23 protein-coding genes, 1 tRNA gene and 1 pseudogene are annotated in these 23,057 nt (G+C 57.2%); 13 read left to right on the forward strand and 12 right to left on the reverse strand.

The window, feature by feature from the left end; all coding sequences use genetic code 11:
- Positions 1-10: 10 nt before the first annotated feature.
- Positions 11-469 (reverse strand): methylglyoxal synthase, encoded by a 459-nt coding sequence (gene mgsA / locus ABLU95_RS11730; protein ID WP_023289056.1) that lies wholly within the window; start codon positions 467-469, stop codon positions 11-13.
- Positions 470-623: 154 nt separating this feature from the next.
- Here mgsA and ABLU95_RS11735 point away from each other — a divergent pair, with 154 nt between their 5' ends.
- Positions 624-1,037, forward strand: coding sequence for a CoA-binding protein (locus ABLU95_RS11735; RefSeq protein WP_023289057.1), 414 nt, complete (start codon positions 624-626; stop codon positions 1,035-1,037).
- Between the two features lie 28 nt (positions 1,038-1,065).
- On the opposite strand, the gene hspQ is transcribed toward ABLU95_RS11735, so the two are convergent.
- Together hspQ and rlmI are read right to left on the reverse strand one after the other, a co-directional pair.
- On the reverse strand, positions 1,066-1,383 hold the full coding sequence (hspQ, locus tag ABLU95_RS11740; RefSeq protein ID WP_023289058.1) for a heat shock protein HspQ: 318 nt from the start codon (positions 1,381-1,383) through the stop codon (positions 1,066-1,068).
- Positions 1,384-1,442: 59 nt separating this feature from the next.
- Positions 1,443-2,645, reverse strand: a complete 1,203-nt coding sequence (gene rlmI / locus ABLU95_RS11745) for a 23S rRNA (cytosine(1962)-C(5))-methyltransferase RlmI (protein ID WP_023289059.1) — start codon at positions 2,643-2,645, stop codon at positions 1,443-1,445.
- Between the two features lie 190 nt (positions 2,646-2,835).
- Here rlmI and ABLU95_RS11750 point away from each other — a divergent pair, with 190 nt between their 5' ends.
- Genes ABLU95_RS11750 through yccX form a run of 3 tightly spaced genes read left to right on the forward strand, consistent with a single transcriptional unit; the run spans position 2,836 to position 4,526 of the window.
- Positions 2,836-3,390: a YbhB/YbcL family Raf kinase inhibitor-like protein gene (locus ABLU95_RS11750; protein ID WP_023289060.1), complete on the forward strand. Its 555-nt coding sequence runs from the start codon at positions 2,836-2,838 to the stop codon at positions 3,388-3,390.
- A 17-nt stretch (positions 3,391-3,407) separates the two neighbouring features.
- Positions 3,408-4,196 carry an AraC family transcriptional regulator gene (locus tag ABLU95_RS11755; protein ID WP_023289061.1) on the forward strand — a complete coding sequence of 263 codons (789 nt, stop codon included), beginning with the start codon at positions 3,408-3,410 and terminating at the stop codon, positions 4,194-4,196.
- A gap of 48 nt (positions 4,197-4,244) precedes the next feature.
- On the forward strand, positions 4,245-4,526 hold the full coding sequence (gene yccX / locus ABLU95_RS11760; RefSeq protein WP_004201446.1) for an acylphosphatase: 282 nt from the start codon (positions 4,245-4,247) through the stop codon (positions 4,524-4,526).
- On the opposite strand, the gene tusE is transcribed toward yccX, so the two are convergent.
- Entirely contained in the window at positions 4,523-4,852 is a 330-nt protein-coding gene (gene tusE, locus ABLU95_RS11765; RefSeq protein WP_050532900.1) for a sulfurtransferase TusE, read from the reverse strand. The genes yccX and tusE overlap by 4 nt on opposite strands.
- Positions 4,853-4,939: 87 nt before the next feature.
- Complete coding sequence (gene yccA / locus ABLU95_RS11770) at positions 4,940-5,599, reverse strand: FtsH protease modulator YccA (RefSeq protein WP_002898458.1); 660 nt, start codon at positions 5,597-5,599, stop codon at positions 4,940-4,942.
- Between the two features lie 268 nt (positions 5,600-5,867).
- Between yccA and ABLU95_RS11775 the strand changes: the two genes are divergently transcribed.
- The 4 genes from ABLU95_RS11775 to ABLU95_RS11790 all read left to right on the forward strand — a co-directional run bounded on the left by ABLU95_RS11775 (position 5,868) and on the right by ABLU95_RS11790 (position 10,882).
- Positions 5,868-7,520 carry an ABC transporter substrate-binding protein gene (locus ABLU95_RS11775; RefSeq protein WP_065881803.1) on the forward strand — a complete coding sequence of 551 codons (1,653 nt, stop codon included), beginning with the start codon at positions 5,868-5,870 and terminating at the stop codon, positions 7,518-7,520.
- A 119-nt stretch (positions 7,521-7,639) separates the two neighbouring features.
- Positions 7,640-7,727: transfer RNA gene (locus tag ABLU95_RS11780), tRNA-Ser, on the forward strand.
- 323 nt (positions 7,728-8,050) lie between these two features.
- Positions 8,051-10,477, forward strand: coding sequence for a glycogen/starch/alpha-glucan phosphorylase (locus ABLU95_RS11785; RefSeq protein WP_348879626.1), 2,427 nt, complete (start codon positions 8,051-8,053; stop codon positions 10,475-10,477).
- Positions 10,478-10,540: 63 nt separating this feature from the next.
- Complete coding sequence (locus ABLU95_RS11790; protein WP_065881799.1) at positions 10,541-10,882, forward strand: STAS domain-containing protein; 342 nt, start codon at positions 10,541-10,543, stop codon at positions 10,880-10,882.
- A gap of 44 nt (positions 10,883-10,926) precedes the next feature.
- Here ABLU95_RS11790 and ABLU95_RS11795 read toward each other — a convergent pair whose 3' ends face one another.
- Both ABLU95_RS11795 and ABLU95_RS11800 read right to left on the reverse strand, forming a co-directional pair.
- A complete protein-coding gene (locus ABLU95_RS11795) occupies positions 10,927-11,736 on the reverse strand; it encodes an EAL domain-containing protein (protein WP_223822591.1) in 810 nt (269 codons plus the stop codon).
- 111 nt (positions 11,737-11,847) lie between these two features.
- Positions 11,848-12,462 (reverse strand): annotated as a pseudogene (locus ABLU95_RS11800) (CSS-motif domain-containing protein); the annotation flags it as partial.
- Positions 12,463-12,864: 402 nt separating this feature from the next.
- Between ABLU95_RS11800 and ABLU95_RS11805 the strand changes: the two are divergent.
- From ABLU95_RS11805 to ABLU95_RS11820, 4 genes are all read left to right on the forward strand, one after another.
- Complete coding sequence (locus ABLU95_RS11805; protein WP_065881796.1) at positions 12,865-13,881, forward strand: iron ABC transporter substrate-binding protein; 1,017 nt, start codon at positions 12,865-12,867, stop codon at positions 13,879-13,881.
- Positions 13,882-13,902: 21 nt separating this feature from the next.
- Entirely contained in the window at positions 13,903-15,477 is a 1,575-nt protein-coding gene (locus ABLU95_RS11810) for an iron ABC transporter permease (protein ID WP_168380165.1), read from the forward strand.
- A gap of 1 nt (position 15,478) precedes the next feature.
- The gene (locus ABLU95_RS11815; RefSeq protein WP_023289069.1) at positions 15,479-16,507 is read left to right on the forward strand and encodes an ABC transporter ATP-binding protein; all 1,029 of its coding nucleotides are present in this window, start codon (positions 15,479-15,481) and stop codon (positions 16,505-16,507) included.
- Between the two features lie 243 nt (positions 16,508-16,750).
- Entirely contained in the window at positions 16,751-17,650 is a 900-nt protein-coding gene (locus ABLU95_RS11820; RefSeq protein ID WP_064158249.1) for a GGDEF domain-containing protein, read from the forward strand.
- 17 nt (positions 17,651-17,667) lie between these two features.
- On the opposite strand, the gene ABLU95_RS11825 is transcribed toward ABLU95_RS11820, so the two are convergent.
- Entirely contained in the window at positions 17,668-18,501 is an 834-nt protein-coding gene (locus ABLU95_RS11825) for an AraC family transcriptional regulator (RefSeq protein ID WP_023289071.1), read from the reverse strand.
- Positions 18,498-18,647, reverse strand: a complete 150-nt coding sequence (locus tag ABLU95_RS11830; RefSeq protein WP_158238152.1) for a hypothetical protein — start codon at positions 18,645-18,647, stop codon at positions 18,498-18,500. Before ABLU95_RS11830 ends, ABLU95_RS11825 begins: the two co-directional genes overlap by 4 nt.
- A 115-nt stretch (positions 18,648-18,762) precedes the next feature.
- Here ABLU95_RS11830 and ABLU95_RS11835 point away from each other — a divergent pair, with 115 nt between their 5' ends.
- Entirely contained in the window at positions 18,763-19,530 is a 768-nt protein-coding gene (locus tag ABLU95_RS11835; protein ID WP_023289072.1) for a phytanoyl-CoA dioxygenase family protein, read from the forward strand.
- A 13-nt stretch (positions 19,531-19,543) separates the two neighbouring features.
- On the opposite strand, the gene ABLU95_RS11840 is transcribed toward ABLU95_RS11835, so the two are convergent.
- Genes ABLU95_RS11840 through ABLU95_RS11850 form a run of 3 tightly spaced genes read right to left on the reverse strand, consistent with a single transcriptional unit; the run spans position 19,544 to position 23,039 of the window.
- Positions 19,544-19,885, reverse strand: a complete 342-nt coding sequence (locus ABLU95_RS11840; protein WP_023289073.1) for a PTS fructose-like transporter subunit IIB — start codon at positions 19,883-19,885, stop codon at positions 19,544-19,546.
- A gap of 15 nt (positions 19,886-19,900) precedes the next feature.
- Complete coding sequence (locus ABLU95_RS11845; protein WP_087849018.1) at positions 19,901-20,776, reverse strand: [formate-C-acetyltransferase]-activating enzyme; 876 nt, start codon at positions 20,774-20,776, stop codon at positions 19,901-19,903.
- Positions 20,742-23,039 carry a formate C-acetyltransferase gene (locus ABLU95_RS11850; RefSeq protein WP_044521987.1) on the reverse strand — a complete coding sequence of 766 codons (2,298 nt, stop codon included), beginning with the start codon at positions 23,037-23,039 and terminating at the stop codon, positions 20,742-20,744. The genes ABLU95_RS11845 and ABLU95_RS11850 overlap by 35 nt, the downstream gene beginning before the upstream one ends.
- Between the last annotated feature and the right edge of the window lie 18 nt (positions 23,040-23,057).

Below are 23,057 nucleotides of genomic sequence, written 5' to 3' on the forward strand. Positions count from 1 at the left end.
CGCGGTTCGATTATTTCAGGCGCTCGGCAAGATATCGCGGATAATCCGGGATCAGAATATCGAGCGGTTCAGCGAAGTGCGGTGACTGGATAATAAAGTCAGCAGTGGAGACGTTAGTGGCGACCGGAATGTTCCAGACCGTGGCCAGACGCAGCAAGGCTTTGACATCCGGGTCGTGGGGAACGGCGTTCAGCGGATCCCAGAAGAAGATCAGCACGTCGATTTTCCCTTCTGAAATGAGGGCTCCCACCTGCTGGTCGCCGCCCATCGGGCCGCTCAGCATGGCATTGACCTCCAGCCCGGTAGCCCGGGAGACCAGGTTGCCGGTAGTGCCGGTGGCGTACAAAACATGTTGTGCCAGCAGCGCCTGATGGCGAGCAACCCATTTCATCAGCATATCTTTACAGTGATCGTGAGCCACCAGCGCGATATGTTTTTGCGCAGGCAGGGTACGTGTTGTCAGTTCCATATTTTCATTCCGCATTTTGACCTGCTGACAGATTACTGAATGTGGCTGTCGCTGCAAGCATCAGGGATGAAAATTTTGCTGAATCTGCGGGTTAGCCTGGATGGCCCCCTGCAGCGGATTAGCATACACTTAGGTGAAATAGCAGGAGGAAACCATGAAAGAGAACGATATTGCCGAAATCCTGACCTCGACACGGACGATTGCGCTGGTCGGCGCCAGCGACAAACCTGACCGTCCTAGCTACCGTGTCATGAAGTATCTGCTGGATCAGGGGTATCACGTTATCCCGGTTTCGCCGAAGGTGGCAGGCAAGACGCTGTTGGGGCAGCAGGGCTATGGAACGCTTGCCGATGTTCCGGAAAAGGTCGACATGGTTGATGTCTTCCGTAATTCAGAAGCGGCATGGGGCGTGGCGCAGGAGGCAATTGCTATCGGCGCGAAAACGCTGTGGCTGCAGCTGGGGGTGATCAATGAACAGGCCGCGGTGCTGGCCCGAGAAGCCGGGTTAAACGTGGTGATGGATCGTTGTCCGGCCATTGAGCTACCGCGACTGGGATTAGCAAAATAACAAAAAACCCCGCCTGGCGGGGTTTTGTTTAATTGCGAAGGCGCGGCGCCTGCAACTGCTGACGAATTGTTTTGGCCAGCTCGTCGAGGGACGGCTGCTCCGGATGTTCGTCGCGGGGTTCGCTGCTCAGCTGCGCTTCTGCCAGATAGGTGTGGATGGGTTGGCCATCATCATCTTCCATCACTACATGGTACCAGGGGGCCGCGCGCAGTTCGTCATTGGCGGCAATTTCATCCTCTTCCGGTTCCGCGAGCGAGTACTCGGGATCGACATCGACGATGACGCCCAGGTAGCCCAAGAGCGTATGGCGGACCTGTTGGCCGATACCGAATTTGCTGGCTATCATAGGCACCTCCTGGGAAACATGAATACTCCCTATATGAGGCTCATGTTTCGTTTTTCAAGTTACATGACGCGACAGGCAAACCCCTTCAGATACAGCCCTTCCGGATAGGTTGCGATCACCGGATGGTCGGCAGCCTGACGGAACTGTTCTATAAATTGTACATCACGTCCGGCATCAATTGCGGAATCCGCGATGATTTTCTGAAATAAATCGGTGGTCATCAGGCCGGAGCAGGAGAAGGTCAGCAGCACGCCGCCGGGGTTCAGCAGCTGGATCGCCAGCATATTGATATCTTTATAGCCACGGCAGGCGCCCATCAACTGGCTTTTATTTTCTACGAATTTCGGCGGATCCATCACGATGACGTCGAATTTCTCCCCTTGATCGCGATATTTACGCAGCAGTTTGAACACGTCGTCGCGCACAAACTCCGCTTTGGACAGATCCAGTCCGTTGAGCTCCACGTTCTGGCGCGCAACGTCGAGCGCCTCCTGCGAGGTATCCACGCTGGTGACCTGGCGGCAGCCGCCCATCAGCGCTGACACCGCAAAGCCGCCGGTATAAGAGAAGCAGTTCAGCACCCGTTTGTCCGCCACGTAGCGACGGGTCGCCAGGCGACTGTCGCGCTGGTCGAGGTAATAGCCGGTTTTGTGCCCGCCCTGGATATCGACCAACAGCTTCATGCCGTGCTCAGCGATCGGCAGCAGCGCTGGCGGCAGTTCGCCCACTACCGGCCCCTGGGCCAGCTCCAGCCCCTCTTTTTTACGCACCGCGACATCGCTGCGATCGTAAATGGCGCAGTCCGGGAACAGGCTCTGCAGGGCGCTGATGATGGCGGCGCGCTGGTATTCGGCGCCTGCGCTGAGGAGCTGCAGTACGAAAAAGTTGCCAAAGCGGTCGATTGTCACGCCCGGCAGCCCATCGGACTCGCCGGCGATCAGACGGTAGCTGTCGAGGCCATCGCGCTCGGCCAGCCAGGCACGCCAGGTTTGCGCCTGCTGCAGGCGGCGTTCAAAGAAGGCGTTATCAATGGCTTCGTTGCGATCGAAGGTCCACACGCGGGCGCGGATCTGCGACGACGGCGAGTAAGCGCCGCGGGCCAGCCATTTTCCCTGATGGTCAACGATATCGATGGTTTCACCGCTGCGGGCTTTACCTTCCATGCGGGCGACGCCGCCGGAGAAAATCCACGGATGGCGACGCAGCAGGGATTTCTCGCGTCCTTTGGCTAACACTAAGCGGGGGAATAGGGAATCTGTCATGGAGCTACCTTTAAGCAACGGGAATGTCGGCACCGAAAAATGGCGCGTAGATTAGCACACCTGGCGCATACAAGCATCTTTCCCCCGCCAGGCGCGGTTGAGCGTTTCGGCACAAAATGCAGGCGCTTCAGCACATTCACTTTGCGCGGCGTTTCATACTCTGTCTTCTCACCCCCAGGAGGAGAAGACGATGAAAACAGGTATGCGGATAGTTGTGGCGATGGTTGCGGCAGTGAGCAGTGGCGCGATGGCTGCGCCGTTTAGCGTGAGCAGCAATGATATGCGTGACGGGCAGCCGCTGGCCCAGAAGCACTGGTTTACCGGTTTCGGCTGCACAGGAGGTAATGTCTCTCCACAGCTGACATGGAAAAACGCCCCGGCAGGCACGCGCAGCTTCGCGGTCACCGTCCGGGATCCTGATGCGCCTACCGGCAGCGGCTGGTGGCACTGGACGTTAGTCAATATTGCCAGCAGCGTCTCTTCTCTGCCCGCTGGCGCGGGAGATAAAAACAGCGCTACACTGCCGGGCGGAGCGGTACAGGGCCGCAACGATTTTGGCTATGCCGGCTTCGGCGGCGCCTGCCCGCCGGCGGGAGATAAACCGCATCGCTACCGTTTTACGGTGTGGGCGCTGGATATCCCCACGTTGCCGGTGAATGCCGATGCCAGCGGGGCGCTGGTCGGGTATCTGTTACACAGCCATGCTCTCGCCAGCGCCCAGTTGACGGCGACGGCCGGGCGCTAAAATAAAAGGGTGGTCGGATGGAGAGTATTCATTTTCAGCATAACGCCCTGACCGCCGCGGAGATCACCACCCGACGGCTATGCAGGCTGCATCGGGTGCGTTTGTTCGCCCCGGCGCTCTGTCGGGTAAAGCGCGGCAGCAAGGTGATTGTGCAAGGGGAGAGCCGGGTGCTGGCGACCCCGCAACAGCTGATTGTTTTGCCGGCTGACGTTGAGCTGGAGGTGATTAACCAGCCGGAGAATGGCCTCTTTTGCTCCGATCTGCTGTCGCTGACGCCCGAGCTGTTGACGGCGTTCAAGACCCGCTATGTCAGTGAACCACCGCCCGGGCGTCTGACCTCGCTCTGCGCCCCGGTGACGACTGAGCTGGCGTTTATGTGGCAAAGCGTTCTGCAGGCGGTGCGGGAAGGCTTGTCCCCCTCTCTGCAGCAGCATCAGACCATGGGCCTGCTGCTGGCCTTGCACGAGGCGGGTTATGCCGGCCCGCTGCTCGTCGAGCGGCAGCAGGATCTGTCGGCGCAGGTTCGACAACTGGTCATGCTGTCGCCAGCGCAAGCGTGGAGCGTGTCGCGGGTAGCGAAAATGCTCTTTCTCGGCGAGTCCACGCTGCGCCGTCGGCTGCAGCAGGAATCGCAGAGTTTTCGCCAGATTGTCGAGGAGGTGCGGATGGCCCATGCCCTGGGGCAGCTGCAGACCACTTCGCGGCCCATCGGGGAAATTGCGCAGAACAGCGGATATCAGTCGGGATCGCGCTTTACCGCGCGCTTCCGTCAGCACTATGGTTTACTGCCAAAGCACGTACGCTGAATGAATTTGCTATCCTCAGCGTAAAGGGTGAGCGAAAAGGAGACGATGATGGCCAGTATCTGCACGATGGCATGGGTTTACGGTTCGGTTCAGGGCGTAGGATTTCGCTATTCGACACAGCGGGAAGCGCTGCAGCTGGGATTGACCGGCTATGCCCGTAATCTGGACGACGGCGGCGTGGAAGTGCTTGCCTGCGGCGAGGCGGAGCAGGTGGAGAAACTCATCGCCTGGCTGAAAGCCGGTGGGCCGCGCAGCGCGCGGGTTGACCGAGTGTTGACTGAACCCCATCAACCCACCCGCAGCTGGGACAAGTTCGCGATCCTCTATTAGATGCACTTCACCGGCTTCGGCAGACCGGCGATTTTGGTCGCTTGTTTGGCGGGGCCTTTCGGAAACAGGCGATAGAGATAGCGGCTGTTGCCTTTCTCTTCGCCAAACTTGTTGGCCATCGCCTTTACCAGCATGCGGATCGCTGGCGAGGTGTTGAATTCAAGGTAAAACTCGCGCACAAAGCGCACCACTTCCCAGTGCTCAACGGTGAGCGTTATCCCTTCCTGCGCGGCGATGACGTCGGCCATCGCCTCGCTCCACTGGGTGGTATCTTTCAGATAGCCTTCGCTATCCGTCTCAATTTCGTTGCCTTCAAAAATAAACATAATTTTTCACATACCGCCTGAAACTGGCCGCAGTGTAGCAAAAAAAAAGGCCCCGCATAAGCGAGGCCTTTGTTAGCAGGGGAACGGTTAGTCCCGGCTGGCGAAGCCCAGGATGCTCAGCAGGCTGACAAAGATGTTGTACAGCGAGACATACAGGCTGACCGTGGCGCGAATGTAGTTGGTTTCACCACCGCGGATGATGTTGCTGGTCTCGAACAGGATGGCGCCCGAAGAGATCAGGATGAACACCGCGCTAATCGCCAGGTGCAGCGCCGGCAGCTGCAGGAACAGGTTAGCGACCATACCAATCAGCACCACGACCACGCCGGCCATCAGCATCCCGCCGAGGAAAGACATATCTTTGCGCGTCGTCAGCACGTAGGCCGAGCAGCAGAAGAAGACCAGCGCCGTACCGCCCAGCGCCAGGCCGATCAAATCGCCCATGCCGGCAGAAAGGTACGCGTTCAGCATCGGTCCAAGGATATAGCCGAGGAACCCGGTGAAGGCGAAGGCGGAAATAATCCCGGTGGGCTTATTCGCCGTTTTATAGGTCAGGAACATCAGACCGTACATCCCCACGAGGGTCAAAATCAGCCCCGGGGAAGGAAGCATCAGCACCGTGCTGGCGGTAGCGGTGATGGCGGAAAACGCCAGCGTCAGGCTGAGCAGGAAGTAGGTGTTACGCAGAACCTTGTGCGTGCTGAGCAGCGAGGAACGGTCACGCGATGATGTAATTATGCGATCCATGAGTCACTCTCTTATGACAGATGTAATTAGGTATAAAGAATAAGAAAAACAAGCGTGAAGCCCTAATGCTTTTACCCATCTTTACTTAGCTTTTGCCGCTTTTGACTAGCATAAAATTCTACATGGATTGGAAAAAGCGATATGTTTTCGCGTTTCGCTTCGGTGAGCCGATCGAAATCTTATAGGTTACTGAAAAATATTGCTTTATTGAAATTCTGCGACTAAGTGTGGAAGGGGGAATAACTCCGTACGTTAAAGGCAAAGGGAAATGACATTACATCAAAACAATCACATCACGCGAACGCTGCTGGCAGTCAGTATGATAGCAATGATCGGCGGGGCGCAGGCGGCGCAGGTGCCGCCGGGCACCCAGCTGGCGGAAAAGCAGGAGCTGGTCAGAAATAACGGCAGTGAACCAGCCTCGCTCGATCCGCACAAAGTCGAGAGCGACGTTGAAAATAATATTATTAGCGATCTCTTCGAAGGTCTGGTCAGCGTATCGCCTGCGGGGGCGGTCGAGCCCCGGCTGGCGGAACGCTGGGAAAACAAGGACAACCAGCTGTGGACCTTCCATTTACGTCCCGGTCTGACCTGGTCCGACGGCACGGCCATCACGGCGCAGGATATCGTCTGGAGCTGGCAACGGCTGGTCTCGCCGGCCACCGCCTCCCCCTATGCAAGCTACCCCGGCAATATGCATATCACCAACGCCCGAGAGATTGCCCTGGGGCAAAAGGGCCCCGAGACGCTGGGGGTGAAAGCCCTAAACGACACCACGCTGCAGGTCACCCTGACTCAGCCGAATGCTGCCTTCCTGGCGATGCTGGCGCACCCCGCGCTGGTGCCGATCGACAAAGTGCTGGTGGAGCGTTTTGCCGATAAATGGACCCGGCCAGAGCATATCGTCACCAGCGGGCCCTATAAGCTGACCCAATGGGTGGTGAATGAACGGCTGGTGGCTGAACGTAATGTGAAGTACTGGGACAATGCGCACACGGTTATCAATAAAGTCACTTACCTGCCAGTCTCTTCCGAGGCCGCCGATGTTAATCGCTACAAAGCGGGGGAGATCGATATTGTTTACACGGTGCCGATCAATCAGTTTGCGCAGTTGCAGAAAACCATGGGCGACCAGCTGGACGTTTCGCCACAGCTGGCGACCTATTACTACGAGTTCAATACCACCCGGCCGCCGTTTAACGACGCGCGCGTGCGTCGGGCGCTGAATATGGCGCTTGATAAAGATATCATTGCCGGAAAAGTACTCGGCCAGGGCCAGCGCCCGGCCTGGGTGATCAGTCAGCCGGATATTGGCGGCGTGACGCTACACAACCCGGACTATGCCAGCTGGCCGCGCGAGAAGCGGATTGCCGAGGCGAAAAAACTGCTGGCGCAGGCGGGGTACGATGAGCGGCACCCCTTGGTCTTTACCCTGCTATATAACACCTACGAGTCACATCAGCGCATCGCCATCGCCGCCAGCTCTATGTGGAAGAAAAACCTCGGCGTCGAGGTGAAGCTGCAGAACCAGGAGTGGAAGACGATGCTGGATACGATGCATACGCATAATTTTGACGCCGTCCGCTACGCGTGGATTGCCGACTACGACGATGCTGCCTCCTTCCTCAATACCTTCCGCACCGGGGATAGCGAGAACACCAGTCAGTACAGCAACCCGGCTTACGATGAGGCGCTGCACAACGCGGCGAAAGCCACCAACGTGGCGACCCGCGGCAAATACTATCAGCAGGCGGAAGATCTGCTGGCGCAGGATGTTCCCGCCATTCCGGTCTATCACTATGTGCGTACCCATTTAGTGAAGCCCTGGGTGGGCGGCTTCACGCCGGACAAGCTGGGGTACTACTACACCAAAGATATGTACATAAAGAAACTGCCGTCCACGAGCGGCGATGGGCGCTGATTTTCTGTGCGAACTGCCTGAAATTCAGACGAATAACACAGATTTGTTTGTTTTTAAGGCAGTTGAACAAAATGGTGCTTTACAGCATCCGCCGAGGTGTTTATAGTGCGCCTCACACCGGAAGTGTGGCCGAGCGGTTGAAGGCACCGGTCTTGAAAACCGGCGACCCGAAAGGGTTCCAGAGTTCGAATCTCTGCGCTTCCGCCATATAAAAGAAGGGGTTACCGAAAGGTAACCCCTTTTTGCTTTTCCCTTTGACCATCCCATCCGCGCTTCATCCTGACCTCCCGACCTCGCAAGCCCGCCATGCGAAATCTCGTTGACTCTGTCAGCGCCGCAGCGTAATCAGCTGGCGAAAATAAAACCACCAATCCGTTTAAAAGGAGGAATGTTAATTGTTCCGAAGCACGATATAAGCGAATTGATGCTCAGGAATAAAAAACTTTCCGCAAAAAAACTTCGTCTATACTTGGAAAAATGATGATTTACCTGCCACGGTTTTACGCAGAAAAGAGACCAGTGAGGTCAGCATGCCTGTCATTAATCCGCAAGATATCAAAGAATTACGGGCGTTGGTTGAAGAGCAATTAAAATACACGCTGTGTGTCAGCTTAAATAAAGCCACGCAAGGCGATATTTTTAACGCGGTGGCGCTGGCCATTCGTCATTTTCAGCAGGACCATTTTCTGTCGAGCCAGGCGCGGCAGCGCGGAGCGCGAAAAAAGCGAGTTTACTACCTGTCGATGGAGTTTTTACTCGGCCAGTCGCTGCGTAATAACCTGGTGAATATGAATTTACTGTCGGAGATGCGCCAGGTGGTCAATGACCTGGGGTTTGATCTTGAACGCCTCCTTGACGAGGAGCCTGACGCCGCGCTGGGTAACGGCGGGTTAGGGCGCTTAGCCGCTTGCTTTATCGACTCGATGGCCACCCTTGACATTGCAGCGTCCGGGCATGGCATCAAATACGAATATGGCCTTTTTCGCCAGTCCTTTCAAAACGATCAGCAGATCGAACATCCTGATGACTGGCACTCCATGCATTCCCCATGGCTGGTGGAGCATCACGCCCAGCACATTCTGATCCCGCTGGGGGGGTATATCGAGCACAGCGAAGATATTGATGGTAATTACAACCCGATGTGGCTCGGCTGGAAAACTATCGTTGGTATTCCCCATGACTATTTTGTTTCCGGCTACCGGGATACGACCACCAACAAGCTGCGTCTCTACAGCGCGGTAGCCTCTGACTCCTTTAATATCCATATTTTTAATCGCGGCGATTATATCAAGGCGGTGAGTGAAAAAATCGCCTCGGAGAATATTTCAAAAATACTCTATCCTTCCGATGAGGTGCTGACCGGAAAAGAGCTGCGGCTGACCCAAGAATATTTTCTGGTGGCCTGTACGCTGCGGGATATATTTCGTGACTACGCTGAGGTTAATGACGACATTACTTTGCTGGCGCAGCATGTGGCTATTCAGCTTAATGACACCCATCCGGCAGTGGCGGTGGTGGAGCTGATGCGGATCCTCGTGGACGAATACCGACTGCCCTGGGAGCAGGCGTGGGAGATAACGCAAAATACCTGCGCCTACACCAATCATACGCTGATGCCGGAAGCGCTGGAGACCTGGCCGGTGTCGTTGTTTGAGAAACTTCTGCCGCGTCATTTGCAGATTATATTTGAGATTAACCACCGTTTTCTCGAAGCGGTGGCCCGGCGCTGGCCGGATAAAAATCATCTGTTATCTTCGCTGTCTTTAATTGACGAACATCATGATAAGCAAATCCGCATGGCTAATCTGGCCATTGTCGGTAGCCATCGCGTGAATGGGGTGGCGTGGCTGCACTCAGAATTGGTCAAAAAACAGCTGGTGCCTGACTTCTATTTTATCACCCCGGAGAAATTCATTAATCAGACCAACGGCGTCACACCGCGTCGTTGGGTGCAGCAGGCTAACCCTGGGCTGGCAGAATTTTTGCACCAACAATTGGGGGAGGGGTGGCCAACCGATTTACCCCAGCTCTCCCGTCTGGAAAACCTGGTCGACGATCCGGCCGTTATTGACAATATCCGGGCCATAAAATTTGCCAACAAAACCGCGCTCAGCCAGCTGGTGGCGCAACGCTACGGCATCCCGCTGGATCCGCTGGCCATGTTTGACTGTCAGGTCAAACGTATTCACGAATACAAACGACAGTTACTCAATATTCTTCACGTGATCGCGCTGTACCTGGAGATCAAAGAGGCAGGGAGAACAATGGCGCCTAAGGTCCATTTGTTTGCGGGTAAAGCGGCGCCGGGCTACCGGATGGCGAAGCTGATTATTCAGTTGATTAATACCGTTGCCCGAAAAATTAACAGTGACCCGCAGGTCGCCGGGCAGCTTAAAGTGGTTTTCCTCGAAGATTATAAAGTCTCGCTGGCGGAAAAAATTATTCCCGCCACGGATCTCTCTGAGCAAATTTCCACCGCCGGGACCGAGGCGTCCGGCACCAGCAATATGAAGTTTGCCATGAACGGCGCGTTAACTATCGGCACCTATGATGGGGCGAATATCGAAATCCGCGAGGCAGTGGGAATCGATAATTTTTATCTTTTTGGCGCGGTGGCGGAAGAGATTGAAGAGAGCCGACGCCTCGGGCATCACCATGCGTTCTATCATCAGAATCCGGCTATCGCACGAGTGGTCGATAGCCTGGTGTCCGGGCAGTTTACCGCCGATCGCGAACGGTTTGCGCCGCTGCATCAGATGCTGACGGGGGCCGATCATTATTGCCATCTGCTGGATTTCGACAGTTATTGTCAGGTGCAACAGCAGGCGATGGCTGATTTTGAACAACCGGATCGCTGGCACCGCCGGGCCTTGCTCAACATTTGCCGGATGGGGGAGTTTTCCAGCGACAGAACTATCCGCGGCTACGCCAGGGATATCTGGGGCATTACCCGCTAAAAAAGCACACGCCGAACAGAACTGAGTCGCGTTGACAGGTGTCAGCCAACATTGAGGATAAAGATGAACGTTGAATTACATACTGAGCAGGGTGTCAAAATTATCGTGCCCCTGGTGCGTCGACTGGATGCTTCCGTTGTCTCGGCGTTTAAGCAGCAGGTCCTCGAGGCCATCGACGGGGAGACGAAAAACGTACTGCTGGATCTGAGCCATGTCGAGTTTATCGACAGCAGTTGCCTGGGCGCCCTGGTATCCATACTCAAGAGCGTCAGTGGGCAGGGAGAGCTGGTGCTGTGTTCGCTCAACGGGACGATCCAGGACCTGTTCAAGCTTACCCGTATGGATCGTATCTTTTCTATTAAAGAGAACCGTCAGGAGGCGCTGAACCTGTTTGCTCAGGGATAAGGTGTGTGCAGGGCAGGATTGCCGCCGGGTTACTGACCGCCCGCTTATTCTTCGATAATCCGTGCCTTCGGTTTACTCAGCAGGAGCATCACCAGCGCGACGTAGGGCATCGGCTTCCAGAAGAAGTAGCCCTGCAGCAGAGGAATATTCTGGCGATTGAGGTAATCCAGCTGGGCCTGGGTTTCAACGCCCTCGGCAATGATGCGCAGTGAAAGCGTTCGGGCCATCTCTATCACGCAGTCCAGCAGCTTGCTTGACGGCGTCTCTCCGGTCACGCGACCGACAAAGCTCTGATCGATTTTAATGTAATCAAACACCAGTTCGTGCAGATAGGAAAGCCCGGAATAGCCGGTACCAAAGTCGTCCAGCGCGATGGAAAACCCGCAGTTGTGTAACCTGTTGAGCTTGTCGACCACCGCCCCATTGAGTAACAGCGGTTCCTGCTCGGTGATCTCCAGCATCAGCTTTACCGCTTTACCCTCAAAGCCGCGCTGAAAGTGCAGACAATCATCGATAAACGTCGGGGAGTTAATATGCGACGCGCTGATGTTGAGGCCGATATGAAACCCATCCGGTAGTTTATTAAAGAGCGGTCTCATCTGGGCGGTTACCTGCGCCATCAGGCTGCGGGTCAGCGGAATAATTAAGCCGGTACGCTCGGCCAGCGGTATAAATTCAGCAGGTGAACGCGAGGGCGTGGTGGTGTTTTGCCAGCGTGCCAGTATTTCCACACCGTATATCTCACCGGTTTTCCCGTTCACCAAAGGCTGGTAGTAGGGAATGATATAGCCCTGGGTGATGGCGTAGCGCAACTTTTCCTCTTCAGAGGTGTAAACATTGAGAAATTTACGCATCAGAAAATAAAACAGCAGCGAAACAGAGAAAATAAAAATCAGCAAACCGGCGCCATTATTCACCAGGCGTCCGGGGCTTAAAAAAGATGACTCGGGATAGGTAATGCGAAACGGATAGGCCGGCGAGGTAAAAACGCTCCGGCTTGGATCAGCAGCCTGTGGCTGGACATCGCCATGCCTGGCAATCATTTGATCCTGAACCCATAGGGCCAGCCCGTTGCTATCCGAATCGCTATATAGCGCATCGCGCAGATGGACGTCGCTGATAGTGACAATCACCCGGATCTGTGCTGAGTGCGTCTGATAGATCAGCACCGGACGCTTATTGACCATCATTCTGGCCGGGAGCAGCATCAGAGGTTCGTCAGATAATGACACAGGGCTGAGCGTCAGGACCCGGTTGCCGGGCAGGGACGAGCACCACACCTTGCCCTCTTTTATCAGCATAATGGTGCGCAGATGCGGCTGCAGGGCGGCCTCCGTTCCGAGCTGAAACTGACCCTGCTCCGAGCACCCGCTGCGGCTAACGTTCATCGCCGTCACCGTTGCGGTGCGGGCCTCATCCAGAATAACGGCGATTTTCGTCGCCGCCTGGCGGGCGGCGGCGACATGGGCAGCCTGGTCGGAATGCCACAGTTGCCAGTTAATGACGAACACGCCAGCCAGAAACACCACCAGCGCGAGGGAAAAGGCAATCCATGCGTTTCGCCGCTTTATCTCTTTCATTTATCGTGCGTGCCAGGGTGAGTGTGCATAAAGTTAACCATCCCTCTGACGGTAAAGGCTTTTTAATGATCGTAGAAGGAGGATATCTTTCGTGATGACGGCGCATATTAAAAACATGATCAGTATCACAATACCCGCCGGCAAAGACCGCAGATAACGTGCAGAGGCGGCTGCTCTGTCACGAAGGCAATAAAATAATCGCAGCTTAATGTTTTCTTAATCTAAATTTCGGGAACGGATGGTTTTAAGCATTTTCTAATCCCTAATAACAGACCGGCGCTATTTTTTGCTTTTTTAAGTTTATGATAATTGTTTTCATTATCATTCTTTTTTTGCTGTGATTTAATCCTCTCCGCTCAGGCTATTTACCATTAATTGCCCTATTTCATTAAGGATGCGTTCATGAAATCTCGCTTATCGCCCCTCCGCACGGCAGCGCTGGTTGCCGCTTCTCTGTTTCTGGCGCCGCAAGGGATGGCGGCTGACGGTCAGGACGGGATTGTGGTCTACAACGCCCAACACGAAAATCTGGTGAAGTCGTGGGTGGATGGATTTACGAAAGAGACCGGTATTAAAGTCACGCTGCGCAATGGTGATGACAGCGAGCTGGGTAATCAGCTGGTTCAGGAAGGCGCCGCGTCGCCAGCCGATGTGTTTCTGACCGAGAACTCGCCGTCGATGGTGCTGGTTGATAATGCCAAACTTTTCGCCCCGCTGGATGCGGCGACCCTGCAGCAGGTTCCGGCGCAGTACCGCCCTCAGCACGGTCGCTGGATCGGCATCGCCGCGCGCAGCACCGTCTTCGTCTATAACCCGGCGAAAATCAGCGAGGCGCAGCTGCCGCAGTCGCTGATGGATCTGGCAAAACCGGAGTGGAAGGGCCGCTGGGCGGCTTCGCCATCGGGGGCGGATTTCCAGGCTATCGTCAGCGCGATGCTGGCGCTGAAGGGTGAGCAGGCGACCCTCGACTGGCTGAAGGCGATGAAAACCAACTTTGTCGCCTATAAAGGCAACAGCACGGTGATGAAAGCGGTCAACGCCGGGCAGATCGACGGCGGGGTGATCTACCATTACTATCGCTTCGTTGACCAGTCAAAAACCGGCGAGAACAGCAAAAACACCCAACTGTATTACTTCAAACACCAGGATCCAGGGGCCTTCGTCAGCATTTCCGGCGGCGGCGTGCTGGCCTCCAGCAAACATAAAGCGCAGGCGCAGGCCTTTATTAAATGGATCACCGGTAAGCAGGGACAGGATGCGCTGCGCACCAATAACGCCTTCGAATATGCGGTGGGGGTAGACGCGGCCTCTAACCCGAAACTGACCCCGCTGAAAGATCTGGATGCCCCGAAGGTGGAACCTTCCTCGCTGAACAGTAAAAAGGTCATTGAACTGATGACGCAGGCTGGCCTGCTCTGATCCTGAGGAAGTGATGTTGCTATGTCTGTTCTGAGTCTGTCGCTCGGAAAGAAAACAGGACGCCTGCCCGAGCGCAGGCGTCCTGCATTTCCGATGGTTGCCTTAGCGCTCCTGTTTTCATTGCTGGCGCTGTTGCCGTTAGGGTTTGTGGTGGCGGTCGGATTCGATACCGGCTGGCCGACAATCAAAGCGCTGGTCTTTCGCCCACGGGTAGGCGAGCTGCTCAGCAATACCCTGTGGCTGACGGTGCTGGCGGTCCCCATCAGCATTGTGCTTGGCGTGACGCTGGCCTGGCTGACGGAACGTACCGTGCTGGCCGGGCGGCAGTTGTGGTCGGCGCTGGCGGTGGCCCCGCTGGCCATTCCAGCCTTTGTTCAGAGCTACGCGTGGGTCAGCGCTGCGCCCTCGCTGCATGGCCTGGGCGCCGGGGTGTTTCTTTCCGTGCTGGCCTACTATCCGTTTATCTATATGCCGGTAGCGGCCGTGCTGCGCCGACTCGATCCCACGCTTGAAGATGTCGCCGCATCGCTGGGCACTCCGCCGTGGAAAGTGTTCTTTCGGGTGGTGCTCCCGCAGCTGCGGCTGGCTATCTGCGGCGGTGCGCTGCTGGTGGCCCTGCATCTGCTGGCGGAATATGGTCTGTATGTGATGATCCGCTTCGATACTTTCACTACCGCCATTTACGATCAGTTCCAGTCGACCTTCAGCGGTCCGGCCGCCAATATGCTGGCGGGCGTGCTGGCTCTGTGCTGTCTGGCGATCCTGCTGCTGGAGAGCGCTTCGCGCGGTAAAGCGCGCTATGCGCGTATCGGCGCCGGGGCGGCGCGCGAGCAGAAGCGCCTGGTGCTGGGTAAAGGGGCCGCTTTCGGCGCGCAGCTGCTGCTTCTGTTGCTGGTGTTGCTGGCGATGGGGGTGCCGTTGCTGGTCCTGGGACGCTGGCTGTGGCTGGGCGGTATCGACAACTGGCTGCATGCCGATCTGTGGCATTCCCTGCGTCAAACGCTGCTGCTGGGGGCGGGCGGGGCGCTGCTTACGACGGTCTGCGCGATCCCCATCGCCTGGCTCGGCGTGCGCTATCCGCGTCCGCTGTTCCGCCTGCTGGAGGGGTGTAATTACATCACCAGCTCGCTGCCCGGCATCGTGACCGCGCTGGCGCTGGTCACCGTCACCATCCACTATGCCCGTCCGGTGTACCAGACCGAAGTGACGCTGTTTCTGGCCTATTTGCTGATGTTTATGCCGCGGGCGCTGATTAACCTGCGCGCCGGTATCGCCCAGGCGCCGGTGGAGCTGGAAAACGTCGCCCGCAGTCTCGGACGCAGCCCGGCCCGCGCCCTGTGGAGTATCACCATGCGGCTTGCCGCCCCGGGGGCAGCCGCCGGCGCCGCGCTGGTGTTCCTCGGCGTCAGCAATGAGCTGACCGCCACGCTGCTGCTCTCGCCGTTAGGCACCCGCACGTTGTCGACCGGATTCTGGGCGTTAACCAGCGAGATCGACTACGTGGCGGCGGCGCCCTACGCGCTGTTGATGATCGTCATTTCGCTGCCGCTGACGGCGGTTCTCTATATGCAGTCGAAAAAAATGGCAGGGTTGTAACATGCTGGAATTGTCTTCTGTTTCGAAATCCTTCGCCGACGCGCAGGTCCTCGATAATATTCATCTTCAGGTGGCGCCGGGTAGCCGGACGGCTATAGTGGGTCCGTCGGGTTCGGGAAAAACCACGCTGCTGCGCATTCTCGCCGGTTTCGAAACGCCCGACAGCGGGCGGATCGTGATGCACGGCGCGCCGCTGTTTGCCGAGGGCGTGTTTGTTCCTGCCCACCAGCGACGGATCGGCTACGTTCCGCAGGAGGGGGCGCTGTTTCCTCACCTCAATGTGGCGGACAATATCGCCTGGGGGCTGGACGCCAGCCGCGAGGAAAAACGTCGCCGGGTGGGCGCGCTGATGGAGATGGTCGCCCTCGACCACAGCCTGGCGCGCCACTGGCCGCATGAGATCTCCGGGGGCCAGCAGCAGCGTGTGGCTCTGGCTCGCGCCCTGGCCCAGCAGCCGGCGCTGATGCTGCTCGATGAACCCTTTTCTGCCCTGGACACCGGACTGCGCGCCAGCACGCGCAAAGCGACCGCCGATCTGCTGGCGGAGACCGGTATCGCCTCGATTCTGGTGACCCATGACCAGACCGAAGCGCTGTCGTTCGCCACACAGGTGGCGGTGATGCGCCAGGGGCGTTTCGCCCAGGTGGGGACCCCGCTGGCGGTTTACGCGCAGCCGGTGGATGAAGAGACGGCGCTGTTTCTCGGCGATGCCCTGATCCTCCCCGCACGGCTGAGCCCCGGGCGGGCCAGCTGCGCGCTGGGCGACCTGGCGACAGACGCAGGGCATCCTGCTGGTGAAGGTAAGGTGATGTTGCGTCCGGAACAGCTGAGCGTCAGCGTGAGCGGGCCGCAGGAAAGTACCGCCACCATCCGCGATGTTGATTTCTCCGGCCAGCTCTCCACGCTGACGCTGTCGATGTCCGGGCACGATCGGCCGATTGTCCTGCGAACCGTAAGCCAGCCGGCGTGGCAGCCCGGCGCGACGGTGCGACTGACGGTCAGCGGCAAGGCGCGAGTGTTCAGCGGCTAATCTCTGACAGGCGCCGCCGGTTATCGGTGGCGCCGCACGGAAAGCTAATCAGCTGATGGATTTAGCCGATAGTATCCGCGCCACTGACCTCGTCGCCATGGAGTGGTAGTACGTTGGAACAATTCCGCGGGGTCAGTCTACCTCACCGCCGTTTTGTCGGCGCGTCGCTTTTTCATTCGTCCCGCTGCGCTTAACTGCTATCCTGTCCCGCGATCGGCCCTGTGGTTACCATGAGACATCGCTATGCCTGAATGCCTTATTCCTGCGAAACGCCCCATTCCGTCCGCTTTGGCGCGGGGTACGCTACTGCCTGCGCTGCTGGTTATCGTCGCCGTCGCTGTCGGCTGTGCGCTGGTGTCGCCGCCCATCGGCACGTGGCGAGAAATCCTGGCCAACCCCGGGCTCTATATCGATATGCTGGCGCTGCTGTTTCTGGTGTTTATGCTGTGGAGCTCAGCGAAGGTGCGGATGAGCCATATTGCCGTCAACTGGGTGCGCTATGGGCTGCTGCTGTGGATTGCCGGCGGCACGTTCGATGTGATGGATGAGATGGTGGTTCAGCCGCGCTGGATGGGCTACTACTGCGAAGATCTGCTGCGCCTCTCCGGGATGCTGCTGACCGTGGTGGGCGTCTACAAAATTATTGAGCGCATCAACCTGCTGTACGTTGACGCGCGCTCGCAATCCCTAAAAGATGAGCTCACTCAGTTGCCCAACCGCCGCTTTTTTATCGATACCATTCGCGAAAAGTCCGGACATGCGTTGGGGCTCATGATCCTGGATATCGATTTTTTTAAGAAAATCAACGATACCTGGGGCCACCTGGTGGGGGATGAAGTGTTATTTTCCCTGGGGAAACAGCTGGCGAAACTGACCAGCGAGCAGGTCCTGCCGGCGCGTATCGGTGGGGAAGAGTTTGCCATTATCGTCGATGGCCTGTCGGAGCCTGAGCTGCACGATCTGGCGCAGGCGATCCTCGACAATGCCCGCACCATCCTGATCAATCATCAAACACCGCTGTCGATCAGCATTGGCGTCGGAACCTGGCGGCCGGGCGAAGCGCAGGAGACGTTTATCCGCAAAGTCGACGAGGCGTTGTACAAGGCCAAGCACAACGGGCGCGGGCGCGTGGAGTGGGCGTAATATTCCGACACGGCAGGTTAGGCCTGCTGCGCGCTGCGGCAGTGTCGCCGATACTCTGACGGCGAACGCTCGGTGTAGCGTTTGAAGACCCGGCAAAAATAGTTGCTGTCGACAAAGCCGCAGTTATGGGCGATCTCTTTCACCTTCAGGTCATAGCCGCGCAGCAGCTGTTTTGCCTTTTCAAGACGCACCCGGGTCAGATATTCGTTAAATCCCACCGAGCCTGATTTCTGAAAAATATGCGAAAGATAGTTGGGCGTGATGTGAAAACGTCTGGCCACTGATTCCCGCGTCAGCGGCAGGCTCAGATTTTCCTCGAGATAGTCCTGAACGGCAAGAAACAGATCCCGGCTGCGACTGACGCGCATTTCCAGCCCAACCAGCTGTTCGCGACAGTGGCTCAGTAGCGCGGCGACCACCAGGCGAGCGGTTAGCGGATCGGGCTGCAGGCTGACTTCATTCAGGCTCAGCAGCAGGTAAGAGCCCACGCGCGGCCCGAGGCGGGCAACGCTTTGCTTCTCCGTGTGCAGGCTTTTCCCGTCCCAGCGCTGAATACTGAATCCCAGTTTCTGCCGGCCAAACAGGATACTCAGGGTAGTGGCCGGGCCGGTCCACTGCGGCAGCGTCCACTTTCCCGCCTGCACGTAGAGTACCTGCAGCGCGGTTAACGTCGAAGCGGCTAGCGGCAGCCCCTGTTCATTAAGCTGACCCTCCAGCACAATTTCCAGACGTGGAAACGGTACGTTGAAGGCAAGGGCAGGCACGGAGATATCCGGCTCAGGAAATCTCACCTGTAAGCGATCTTTTTGACCGATTAACCGATGCAGTATATCCGGCAGATCTTCAATCATTCTTTGCCCTCAGCATGCGCATTATCCTGTTGATGATAATCTATTTTTTCCTCCCCGGCAGCGTTTGTTAAGCCATTTTGCGCGGTGGATTCCCGGTCAGCTACAGCACCGGCATCGCCGAAAACGTGATTGTTGACGCCCATCACACTTTGTTGGCTCGCGTACGTATGTCCAGTTTTTCGTAGCGCTCGCCTCCTGTCATGCCGCGGATGGACCAGTAGAGTTTGTTTGTGTTATCGGAACGTTAAAAAGGAACGCAACATGAACTCATCATCAGCTAGCTTTCTCGATGCGTTAGGCGCCAGCCTGGCGCTCAGCGCGCAAATGAAACACGAGCTCGACACCCTCGGCTACACCGTTGTGCATAATGTCGTTGACGCCCAGTGGCTGAGCGAAATGCGACGGCTAATTGATACCCTGGTCGAGCGCGAAGGCGACAATCTGGCGATGGAACATCATCAGGAAGCGACCGCGACGCGGATCGCCAACCTGGTGAATAAGGGGGTTATCTGGGAGAAAGTCTGGGCTCATCCGCTGATCCTCTCCGCCTGCCGCTATATCTTCAACGGCGATTTTAAAGTCTCCAGCCTGAACGCGCGCGAGGCGTTATATAACGGCGGCCACCAGCCGCTGCACGCCGACTGGAAAAAGCCGCGCCCGGATTTTCCCAAAGTCCACCTGGTGAATACCATCTGGGCGATAGACGATTTGAGCGCCGCCAACGGCGCGCCGCGGATTATCCCCGGTACCCACCTGCGTCCTGAGCTCCCGGAAGAGGTACTGGCCGACCCGGAGCAGGCCCACCCTGATGAAATCGTGTTTGCTGCGCCGGCCGGGAGCGTGATGATTTACAACGCTCACGCCTGGCACGGCGGCACGCGTAATCGTGAGGGCAGCAGACGACGGGTGCTGCATGGGTTATACATCGATCGCGCGGATACGCCGCAGCAGGACCAGCGGCGCTGGCTGACGCCCGAGACGGCCAGCCGCCTGACGCCAGCGCAAAAGTGGTTGCTGGATGTAGAGTAAGGCCCGTCGCCGGTCAGGGAAGTTCAACATAGACGACCGGCTTTTTCATGATGCTTTTTACGGCCTCGACGATCTGCTGCGGCTGCAGCAGGAAGCTCTTGATGCTGGTTTTAATCGTCCGCAGGCCGCGAAAGCGCTGGGCGTCGTCAATTTCGATATCCGTCACCAGCAGCACCACTTCGGCGCGGGCGATATCTTCTGCGGTAATGCGATTTTCAACGCCGAGCGCGCCCTGAGTTTCCACCTTAAGATGCCATTTTTCATGATGACCGACCTTTTCCAGCCGTTCGGCAGCCATATAGGTGTGCGCCACTCCGCTGACGCAGGCGGTGACGGCGATAATATTGAAGTCCATAACATCCTCCTGGCGTTAACCGCCGATAGTGACGTGGAATCCGGCCGCTTCGGCCATTACCCGATAAGGTTGAATGTCCGCTTCGTCAGGCGCTTTCACCCTGGCCAGCGCCCAGGGTTTGCCCAGCAGACGGTATTTGGGCTCGCCGTATTGATGAAATGGCAGCAGGTGCAATTCTGTAAGATTAAAAGGTGCGAGAAAGTTCAGAATCTGGCGAAAATTATCGACGCTCATGGTATAGCCCGGGATCAGCGGCACGCGTGGGATGAGGTTGATCTCTCTAGCCGCCAGCTGGCGAAAATTATCCAGTACCCGCGGCTGATTGATTCGCAGTAGCGACAATGCCCGCTCAGGTTCCATGATTTTAAAATCAAATAACACCTCGTCGCAGGCTTCAGCCACCGGTAAAAAACGGTTGAAGGGCCCGTCGCCAGCGGTTTCGATGGCGGTGCGGATCCCCCACTGGCGCAGGCGCTGGAGAAAGCGGGCGACAAATTCGGCCTGCATGAGCACTTCACCGCCGGAGAGGGTGACACCGCCACCGGAGGCGCGGAAGAAGACTTCATCCTTCAGCACCTCCTGAAGGAGGTTATCCAGCGTCATGTCGCGACCGATCTGCTCCCATGCCCCGGAGGGACACTCGACGACATCCTGCTGGCAGCGGGCGCAACCCAGGCATTTACTCTGCCGGCGCAGGGTCTGGATCCTGGGTGACATTGACTCCGGGTTGGCGCACCACGGGCAGGTGTGGGGGCAGCCTTTGAAAAAGACCACCGTGCGGATCCCCTGGCCATCATTGAGCGAGTAGCGCTGCAGATTAAAAATGCGCGCCCGGTCGGCGCGCGTCTCCATCACCTCACAGCTGATGCGCGGTGCGGCGGATAATGTCATCCTGAATCTCCTTCGACAGCTCAACAAAGAAGGCGCTGTAGCCCGCGACGCGCACCACCAGGCCGGCAAAGTCCTGCGGCCGTTGCTGCGCTTCACGCAGGGTGTCGGCATTGACCACGTTAAACTGAATATGCTGCAGCTTGAGCTTGCAGAAAGCCTGTAAAAAGTCTGCCAGCTTGTTTAGCCCGCCGTCGCCGGCCAGCGTCGCCGGGGTGAATTTAACGTTGAGCAGCGTACCGTTCGACAGCAGATAGTTATCCAGCTTGCTGACTGATTTCAGCACCGCCGTCGGCCCCTGGGCATCCTGGCCGACCATTGGCGACAGGCCGCCGTCCGCTAACTGTTCGCCAGCCAGCCGCCCGTCCGGGGTAGCCCCCACCACCGAGCCCAGCGGCACGTGCGCCGAGACGGTATAGGAGCCGGGCGTAAAACGCCCGCCGCGCGGATTCAGATATTGTTCCACCTCTTTGCAGTAAAAGCGCAGCAGATCGGCGCTGATATTATCGACGTCGTCGATATCGTTGCCGTATTTTTCAAAACGGTTGATCAACCGGGCGCGGATTTTCTCTCCCTCTGGCGTCTGGAAGTTGGCTTTCAGTACCGCCATCAGTTGGTCAAAGCTAAGGCGCTGCTGGTCAAAGACCATCCCCTTCAGGGCATAAAGCGAATCGCTCAGGTTGGCAATCCCGATGCCCTGGACGCCGGAGAAGTTATAGCGCGCTCCGCCGGCGGTGATGTCTTTACCGTGCTGCACGCAATCTTTAATGAACGAGGAGAGGAGAGGCACCGGCGCCCAGTCGCGATGGCCGATATCGCAGATATTGCTGCCCTCGACCATCAGCTTGATGTAATAGCGAATTTTGTCGCGCATCTGGCGGATAAGCCCTTCCCAGCTGACCTCCGGTTGTCCTTCATTTTCCTGCAGGACAAGTTCCATGACCTTCAGCAGGTTGAACATGGCGATATCATGCAGGCCGTAGGTGCGGCCGGGGATCGACAACTCGACGCAGCCGACCACCGCGTAGTCGCGGGCGTCTTCCAGCGACACGCCGCGATTGAGGAAGGCGGGGACCACCACCTCGTCGTTGAAAATCTGTGGAATGCCGGTGCCCAGGCGGATGGTTTCGGCGGTTTTACGCAGGAACGGGCGGTCAATCAGCTCGTTCACCCGCACGCCAAGATTCGGCTGCGGCAATTGCACGTTTTGATAGGCATCGAGGCATAAAAATGACAGCACGTTGACCGCGCTGCGCCCGGTTTCCGTTAGCCCACCGAGCAGGGCGGTATACCCGGTGGGAAAACCGGCGAAATAGCGTGCGCTACTGGAGGAGCGCAGCAGGACGATGTCGTTGCATTTTACCCAAAGCGACTCCAGCAGCTCCTTGAGCGACGCCGGATCCTGTCCTTGATTCAGCGACGCCTGATAAAACGGCAGCATGTACTGGTCAAAACGGCCGAGCGAAATGGAGCTGGCATTGGATTCGTACTGCAGAATGATGTTCATATACCAGAACAGCTGGCAGGCCTGGGGGAAGTCCGTTGGCCGGTGCTGCGCATTGTGGCGCGAAATCGCGGCGATGGTTAACAGCTCCCGCTGACGCTGCGGATCCTGACAGTGTCCAGCCATCTCCTCGGCCAGCGCGGCGTAGCGCAGAATATGGCGCTGAGAGGCCTCCAGCAGGATCAATACCGCCTGATAAAAAGGGTTATCAGGCTGCCGGGCACAGTGTGATTGCATCTCCGCAACCAGCGCGTCCAGGCCATTATTCAACAGGTGCGGATAGTCGATAATGATATGGCCCTGGCCTTTATCGGTCTGGTTCACGCTGAATATTTGGGTGCTGACGGCGGCTTTGACCTCGTCTGTCATCTGGCCGTTGATGAAATCTTTCATTGAGCGCTTTTCCCAGTAGGGGAACAGCGTTTCCCGATAGACGCGCTTATCTTCTTCGCTTATCGCGAAGCGGTCCTGCGGTCGGGTCGGGAAGGTGTCGAGCTCGTTAAGCAGCCAGTAGGGATCCATCTCCGGCGACATAATGCCGGCCCGCGGTTTGATGGTACGGTTGCCGGCAATCAGTTCATCATCACGAATCGAAATGTCTACCTTATCGAGGATCCAGGCGGTGGCCTTCGCCCGGCGAATAATCACCGGCTCGCCCTCCGTTTGCCGATGGCTGGCGGTATACAGCAGGGCGCGTTCAAGTGATATTTCGCGCGGTTGGGCGAACAGGCTGGCTTTCAGGCGTTGAGTACGATTCGTCATGACAAACTCCATGTTGTG

This window comes from Klebsiella sp. GG_Kp146 (genome assembly GCF_040061975.1).
GTDB lineage: Bacteria > Pseudomonadota > Gammaproteobacteria > Enterobacterales > Enterobacteriaceae > Klebsiella > Klebsiella quasipneumoniae.

Excerpts from the sequence above, each read along its gene's own strand:
- mgsA (WP_023289056.1), bottom strand. The coding sequence starts at position 469 with ATGGAACTGACAACACGTACCCTGCCTGCGCAAAAACATATCGCGCTG.
- rlmI (WP_023289059.1), bottom strand. The coding sequence starts at position 2,645 with ATGACAGATTCCCTATTCCCCCGCTTAGTGTTAGCCAAAGGACGCGAG.
- ABLU95_RS11790 (WP_065881799.1), top strand. The coding sequence starts at position 10,541 with ATGAACGTTGAATTACATACTGAGCAGGGTGTCAAAATTATCGTGCCC.
- tusE (WP_050532900.1), bottom strand. The coding sequence starts at position 4,852 with ATGTTTATTTTTGAAGGCAACGAAATTGAGACGGATAGCGAAGGCTAT.
- ABLU95_RS11750 (WP_023289060.1), top strand. The coding sequence starts at position 2,836 with ATGAAAACAGGTATGCGGATAGTTGTGGCGATGGTTGCGGCAGTGAGC.
- ABLU95_RS11810 (WP_168380165.1), top strand. The coding sequence starts at position 13,903 with ATGTCTGTTCTGAGTCTGTCGCTCGGAAAGAAAACAGGACGCCTGCCC.
- ABLU95_RS11820 (WP_064158249.1), top strand. The coding sequence starts at position 16,751 with ATGCCTGAATGCCTTATTCCTGCGAAACGCCCCATTCCGTCCGCTTTG.
- ABLU95_RS11785 (WP_348879626.1), top strand. The coding sequence starts at position 8,051 with ATGCCTGTCATTAATCCGCAAGATATCAAAGAATTACGGGCGTTGGTT.
- ABLU95_RS11845 (WP_087849018.1), bottom strand. The coding sequence starts at position 20,776 with ATGACATTATCCGCCGCACCGCGCATCAGCTGTGAGGTGATGGAGACG.
- ABLU95_RS11805 (WP_065881796.1), top strand. The coding sequence starts at position 12,865 with ATGAAATCTCGCTTATCGCCCCTCCGCACGGCAGCGCTGGTTGCCGCT.
- ABLU95_RS11775 (WP_065881803.1), top strand. The coding sequence starts at position 5,868 with ATGACATTACATCAAAACAATCACATCACGCGAACGCTGCTGGCAGTC.
- hspQ (WP_023289058.1), bottom strand. The coding sequence starts at position 1,383 with ATGATAGCCAGCAAATTCGGTATCGGCCAACAGGTCCGCCATACGCTC.
- yccA (WP_002898458.1), bottom strand. The coding sequence starts at position 5,599 with ATGGATCGCATAATTACATCATCGCGTGACCGTTCCTCGCTGCTCAGC.
- yccX (WP_004201446.1), top strand. The coding sequence starts at position 4,245 with ATGGCCAGTATCTGCACGATGGCATGGGTTTACGGTTCGGTTCAGGGC.
- ABLU95_RS11825 (WP_023289071.1), bottom strand. The coding sequence starts at position 18,501 with ATGATTGAAGATCTGCCGGATATACTGCATCGGTTAATCGGTCAAAAA.
- ABLU95_RS11835 (WP_023289072.1), top strand. The coding sequence starts at position 18,763 with ATGAACTCATCATCAGCTAGCTTTCTCGATGCGTTAGGCGCCAGCCTG.
- ABLU95_RS11815 (WP_023289069.1), top strand. The coding sequence starts at position 15,479 with ATGCTGGAATTGTCTTCTGTTTCGAAATCCTTCGCCGACGCGCAGGTC.
- ABLU95_RS11850 (WP_044521987.1), bottom strand. The coding sequence starts at position 23,039 with ATGACGAATCGTACTCAACGCCTGAAAGCCAGCCTGTTCGCCCAACCG.
- ABLU95_RS11735 (WP_023289057.1), top strand. The coding sequence starts at position 624 with ATGAAAGAGAACGATATTGCCGAAATCCTGACCTCGACACGGACGATT.
- ABLU95_RS11755 (WP_023289061.1), top strand. The coding sequence starts at position 3,408 with ATGGAGAGTATTCATTTTCAGCATAACGCCCTGACCGCCGCGGAGATC.
- ABLU95_RS11840 (WP_023289073.1), bottom strand. The coding sequence starts at position 19,885 with ATGGACTTCAATATTATCGCCGTCACCGCCTGCGTCAGCGGAGTGGCG.
- ABLU95_RS11795 (WP_223822591.1), bottom strand. The coding sequence starts at position 11,736 with ATGCGTAAATTTCTCAATGTTTACACCTCTGAAGAGGAAAAGTTGCGC.